The organism is Ferrovum myxofaciens (assembly GCF_000735045.1).
Taxonomy (GTDB): domain Bacteria; phylum Pseudomonadota; class Gammaproteobacteria; order Burkholderiales; family Ferrovaceae; genus Ferrovum; species Ferrovum myxofaciens.
This window is the reverse complement of record NZ_JPOQ01000098.1, coordinates 1-5,626: the sequence shown is the minus strand read 5'-3', so window position 1 is coordinate 5,626 and position 5,626 is coordinate 1. Positions and strand designations below refer to the sequence as shown.

The window sequence follows — 5,626 nt, the reverse complement described above, 5'->3', positions numbered from 1 at the left end:
TTAAATTATATTAAGGACCAGTATGTTAGGCGCAATAATCGGCGACATAGTCGGCTCAATTTATGAATTCGACAATCACCTCAGTAAAGAATTTGTTTTTTTTGGTGAGGATGCTAGATTCACCGACGATACCGTTTGTACTGTTGCGCTCGCGAGTGCACTTCTGGATGATTTGCCACCAGATAACGTATTGCAATCATGGTGCCTCCGATACCCAGATCGAGATTATGGCGGGATGTTCGCATGGTGGCTTAGCCTGCCAAAAATGGCACCCTATAACAGTTTTGGAAATGGCGCGGCCATGCGGGTTAGCGGTGCAGCATGGCTGGCGAATTCGTTTGAGCATGCGCTAATACTTTGCGACAGAATTACTGAAATTACTCATAATCACGAAGAAGGATTTAAAGGTGCACGGGCTACATGCCAGGCCATTTATACGGCGTTAAATGGCGCACCTGTTGAGCAGATACGCATGGCGATTCATGGAACTTATGGTTACGATTTATCGCAAAGCATAGATGAGATTCGCAGTAGTTATCTATACAACGAAACCTGCCAAGACACGGTACCTCAAGCGATCACGTGCGCATTGAATGCCAGTGATTTTGAGGATGCCATACGTAACGCCATTTCAATAGGGGGTGACAGTGACACCATTGCAGCCATTACTGGCAGTATTGCCGAGCCGCTGTTCGGCATACCTGAAACCATAGCAAATCAGGCCACTCGATTTTTGCCGGAAGAATTTAAATCCGTGATTGCGCGTGTTGGTGCACACCGAAAATATGCTTTATGAAATAACTGGTTGAGATGTGCAGAAAAGACTGATCGCTTGGCAAACTGAATGAACTAGCGGTTTCCAACACAGGGTCAATGTCAGCCTGCGACACCTCAGGGTTTCCCCCATGTCTCCCGTGGAGATTCCTTTCAGAATACAGCCAGGGCAGTGCTGCCGACACATAGCCTGGAACCGCTGCTGGACTGGTCCAACGAAAACTTGCGCCCGAATTGCTGGCTGTGTCTTTTCTGTCAACCGAATGACAGCAAATGGGCAAGATTGGTCGATGAGGATCAATTGCCTGAGTGCACTGAATCCGGGAGTTTCTATGCCGCCTGTCAGATCGTTGTAACATGATGAATGCACCACAAAAAACGATAGATTGGTACGTAGACTTGGACGACGGCTGTTGTGCCTAATGGTGTAATATGCCGAATACGATTATGCCCACCTTCACGACAAATGACCTAACATGGGCATATCCTCTTCCCGACATACTCTGTCGTAGATCTGGAATACCCTCAATTTTGTCGCTTACCCAGCACCTGAGAGAATGACTCCATGCGCCATCTGTCCAAGTCCAAACTCATGGCTTATCGTCAATGCCCAAGGCGGCTATGGCTAGAAATTCACCGTCCTGATTTGCGCGAGGATAGTACGGCCACTGAAGCCGGTTTTCAGGCGGGTTATATCGTGGGTGATATTGCCCGGAAAATCTACGACCCCAAACAGAATGGACGACTGATCGACATTCAAAGGGATGGATTTGAGGAAGCGTTCAATCTCACTCAGAAGTTCTTGGGTCAACGGCTTCCAATCTTTGAGGCGGGTTTTAAGACACAAGGAGCATTGGCATTTGCCGACATTCTTCTGCCTCACAAAAATGGCTGGCGCATGGTGGAAGTCAAATCTTCCACCTGCGTCAAGGACTATTACTATGAAGATATTGCCATTCAGACTTATGTGGCTCAAGCGGCAGGACTTTCCCTCACGAAGGTGGCCGTAGCCCATATCGATAATTCATGGGTTTACCCAGGACAGCAAGATTATCGGGGATTATTGAAGGAAGTGGATGTCACCGAAGAAACTTTATCCCGTCAAGATCAAGTTCAAGGTTGGCTCCAGGAAGCCCAGTCCATCCTGGCAAGTGCTGAACCCAAGGTTACCACCGGGAAGCAGTGCGACATCCCATACGAATGCGGGTTTCATGATTACTGCTCGGCTCAGGAGCCACAAGCCGAATATCCCATTCGATGGCTGCCTCGTTTTTCCACCGAACCCTATCGGTCTCAGGGAATAATTGACTTGCGCAATCTGCCTCCGACGGTATCACTAAACCCAACCCAACAACGCGTCAAGGAATGCACTTTGAATGGTCAGCCTTGGTTCGATGCTGCAGGAGCAGTGGCAGATTTGGCCCCTCACATTCTGCCTGGGTATTTTCTGGACTTCGAGACCATCAATCCTGCAGTTCCCACCTGGAAAGGAACTCGACCCTACCAGCAAGTTGTCTTTCAATTCAGCCTTCATCGCTTGGGAAAGAGGGGGAAACTCGAACATAAGGAATTTCTGGATTTGTCCGGGAACGACCCATCACGAACCTTTGCCATGGCCCTGATCGGTGCCTGTGGCGAAGCCGGGCCAGTATTCGTGTATAACGCTGCTTTTGAAAAATCGCGGATTTCCGAATTGGCAGAAAGATTTCCAAAATTTGCCAAGCGTCTGCTCGCCATCAATGAACGTGTTGTGGATTTATTGCCCATCGCTCGTAATCGCTACTATCACCCCAGCCAGCAGGGAAGTTGGAGTATCAAGGCAGTTCTGCCCGCCGTGGTTCCTGAACTTTCCTACCAGAATCTGGAGGGAGTGCAGGACGGGGGAAGCGCACAGGATGCTTTTCTCGAAGCCATTCACCCCGATACTTCGGTTGACCGCAAAGAACAACTTGAGCGTCAGTTACTGGCCTATTGCCAATTGGATACCTATGCCATGGTCAAATTATGGCAAGTATTCGCCGGAAAAACTCAGTGGAGACTCTGAAATGGCAAAGCGTCCTGATTCCCTGGAAACCACGATTCTGCTCCTGGAAATTCTCAAACGCATCCCCAGGAAATCCCAAGTTACGGCCACGGACCTACATAAACAACTTCAAAACGAAGGATTTATCCGTGATTTGCGCACCATTCAACGCCATTTGGATATGTTGTCCGAACACTTCGACATTGATCGGGATGAGCGCAGCAAGCCCTATGGCTACCGCTGGCTGGAACAGGCCCAGGGCATTTCGTTGCCCTCATTGACCGTTCAGGAATCATTGCTGTTGAGTTTGGCCGAGCGTCAATTACGGCTGCTGTTGCCTCAAAAACTGATGAAATCTATGTCAGGATTTTTCGATCAAGCGCGGCGAAATCTCCGACAACCTTCCACTGCTGCACAACGCGAACGGCAATGGCTCAAGAAGGTGCGTGTGGTCGCCACCTCTCAACCCCTCATGCCTCCCGTCATCGATGACGCGGTGTTTGAACAGGTCAGTACCGCTCTCTACGACAACCGTGTTCTCCTGATAGAGTATAAGAATGCTGCAGGTGAAATACGAAAATCTCGTGTCTGGCCCTTAGGGCTGGCGCAACAAGGCCCCCGTCTGTATCTCGTCTGTCGTTTCAGTGGATATGACAATGAACGATGCCTGGCGTTGCACCGCTTCATAAAGGCAGAAGTTCTCATGGAACAGTTTCCCTACCCCAGTGATTTTGATCTGGAGAAATTTGACGAAGACGGACGATTTGGCTACGGCCAAGGACAACGGATTCAACTTCATTTCCACATTACCAAGGATGCCGGATTTCATCTGACCGAGTCCCCTCTGTCCCTCGACCAAAAAGTAATCGAGCATGAGGAGCATTATGAAATCACGGCCACCGTTGTGGACTCGGCCATGCTGATCTGGTGGTTGCGTGGGTTTGGTGAAGAGGTTTGGGGAGTGGAAAGGTCAGACATCTGACCGGAGGAAGTTCTGAAATGGATGCGCCTCCTTATTGATCATGGTTGGGCATATCATAATGAACAAGTATCATCGAGAAATTATCGGGCGCACCTGCCGACAGAATCGCATTCCGCCACACTTCAACCTGAGCCTGGGGCGAATGTGTAACCGCATAGAGATTCTGTAAGCGGGCATCTCCCAAGGTGTCATGCACTCCATCCGTACACACCAGCAACGATTCTCCGGGCAGGAATAAAGTATCCCGTTTGTGAAACTGAAATTCCGTTTCCTCATCATCGGCCACCAGACACGAATCCAGAGAATAGTAAAAACTGGCATATTCTTTCCCGGATTCGGCTTCCCCTCTGGCAATCATGGAATTAATCAGAGTATGGTCATGGGACAGCTGGATCCACTGACTACTCTCTGAAATCTGGTAGACACGACTGTCTCCCACATTCAGCACGGTACAGCATTTGGCCAAACACTGAACTGCGGCCAAGGTGGTGGCCGACCCAAAGGTCTTCCCCTTGGCCAGAACATCGCAAAGATGTCCGTGAACGCGTCTAAGTACATGACGATCAAAATCTGCACCTTTGCCCAATTCAGTGACCAAGGAGGTCAGCACTGCCCGGCTTGCTTTTTCGGAGAAGGGACTCATGCCCACGCCATCAGCAACTGCCACAGATAAGAGCGGTCGACGAGTGACATAGCCGGATGGAGGAACATCATTTTTCTGGAAAATTTCCTGGCCATTCCACAGGCAATCCTGCTGCTTGGGAAACTGCTTGTTCTTGCCATGATGCTGGGTAAACCCAACGGTATAGGACACTTTATGTTTCTCCCGAACAACTTTGGCCAGTTGGAACAAGTCTGATTGAACCCATGTTACCCTGATGCGCATCGTTATGTGTCGCAGAGAAATTATGATGCCGTGAAAAACCGTTTCAATAATCATGCATCCCATGGTATGTAATGCATCAACTCATTCAACACCGAATTTTAAAGCGACATACTCTGTCATCAGATTGAAGATAATGGTCTTCTCAACGAGGAGAAAACCATGCCTGTCAGGTCTGGCCATAACTGCATACTCAGCAATCATTTTGCTCCGGAAGCCTTTTCCGACATCCCCCAGTTCTGTGGTTTACGCAACCTGACCCAGAAAACGGACTCTCCATGCCCCTATCAGAATCTGGTAACACGATCCCATATCCGAGGCCTGGTGGCCGTTCCATCTGGTCGGGTGACGGTGGAGGATATGGGACATGCCGATGAAGCAGCCACAAAAAACTTACTTCCCCCCAAATCGCATGCCCTTTTCCGGAAAAGACTGTATTTTGAATTGAAGGATGGCAGCCGATTGCAGGACCCTGAAGGAGTCAAAACCGCAGTACTTATGAGCGTCTGGTTGTTTCTCGATGTCGATCGCGAGTTACTCGCCGCACTGATATAAAAATGGTATCTTGTCACATCTGAAGAAGAATCGGCGATGTACAAACTCTGCACCCAAGGACGAAACCCAGTGACAAAGCCCTATCCGTACATCACCGATGAGCGATCAAATGAAAAGATCACCGCGCTTATCTATGCTCTCTATGCGGCGTCATTTCTGGTTGGAATCACAGCTATCGCAGCCATCATGATGAATTACATTAAGCGTGAAGATGTGGTCGGTACCTATTTGGAAAGCCATTTTCGCTGGCAAATTCGAACCTTTTGGTTCGCCATGATGTACTCCAGCATCGGGGTAATCTTGCTACTCATACTAATTGGATGGCCCATCCTGATTGCTACTGGATTCTGGGTAATCTACAGGATCACCAAAGGTTGGTTGAGGTTATTCGACCGAAGGGCGATGTATG

The 5,626-nt window shown here is 49.1% G+C and carries 6 protein-coding genes; 5 read left to right on the top strand and 1 reads right to left on the bottom strand.

The features are described from left to right. Positions 1-22: 22 nt before the first annotated feature. The 3 genes from IV91_RS0110980 to IV91_RS0110970 all read left to right on the top strand — a co-directional run bounded on the left by IV91_RS0110980 (position 23) and on the right by IV91_RS0110970 (position 3,779). Positions 23-796: an ADP-ribosylglycohydrolase family protein gene (locus IV91_RS0110980; protein WP_031598335.1), complete on the top strand. Its 774-nt coding sequence runs from the start codon at positions 23-25 to the stop codon at positions 794-796. A gap of 543 nt (positions 797-1,339) precedes the next feature. Continuing rightward, a complete protein-coding gene (locus IV91_RS0110975; protein ID WP_031598334.1) occupies positions 1,340-2,818 on the top strand; it encodes a DUF2779 domain-containing protein in 1,479 nt (492 codons plus the stop codon). A 1-nt stretch (position 2,819) separates the two neighbouring features. Continuing rightward, on the top strand, positions 2,820-3,779 hold the full coding sequence (locus tag IV91_RS0110970; RefSeq protein ID WP_031598333.1) for a helix-turn-helix transcriptional regulator: 960 nt from the start codon (positions 2,820-2,822) through the stop codon (positions 3,777-3,779). A gap of 31 nt (positions 3,780-3,810) precedes the next feature. Here the strand turns inward: IV91_RS0110970 and IV91_RS16890 are convergent, their stop codons facing one another. Beyond that, on the bottom strand, positions 3,811-4,665 hold the full coding sequence (locus IV91_RS16890; protein WP_160171571.1) for a PP2C family protein-serine/threonine phosphatase: 855 nt from the start codon (positions 4,663-4,665) through the stop codon (positions 3,811-3,813). Between the two features lie 159 nt (positions 4,666-4,824). Here IV91_RS16890 and IV91_RS0110960 point away from each other — a divergent pair, with 159 nt between their 5' ends. Both IV91_RS0110960 and IV91_RS0110955 read left to right on the top strand, forming a co-directional pair. After that, positions 4,825-5,217, top strand: coding sequence for a hypothetical protein (locus tag IV91_RS0110960; protein WP_031598330.1), 393 nt, complete (start codon positions 4,825-4,827; stop codon positions 5,215-5,217). 69 nt (positions 5,218-5,286) lie between these two features. After that, positions 5,287-5,626: DUF4870 family protein (locus tag IV91_RS0110955; protein WP_035417859.1), on the top strand; the 340-nt coding region annotated here is incomplete at its 3' end.

Bases quoted from the DNA above. Each gene is read 5' to 3' on its own strand.
- IV91_RS0110980 (WP_031598335.1), top strand. From the start codon at position 23: ATGTTAGGCGCAATAATCGGCGACATAGTCGGCTCAATTTATGAATTC.
- IV91_RS16890 (WP_160171571.1), bottom strand. From the start codon at position 4,665: ATGCGCATCAGGGTAACATGGGTTCAATCAGACTTGTTCCAACTGGCC.
- IV91_RS0110975 (WP_031598334.1), top strand. From the start codon at position 1,340: ATGCGCCATCTGTCCAAGTCCAAACTCATGGCTTATCGTCAATGCCCA.
- IV91_RS0110970 (WP_031598333.1), top strand. From the start codon at position 2,820: ATGGCAAAGCGTCCTGATTCCCTGGAAACCACGATTCTGCTCCTGGAA.
- IV91_RS0110960 (WP_031598330.1), top strand. From the start codon at position 4,825: ATGCCTGTCAGGTCTGGCCATAACTGCATACTCAGCAATCATTTTGCT.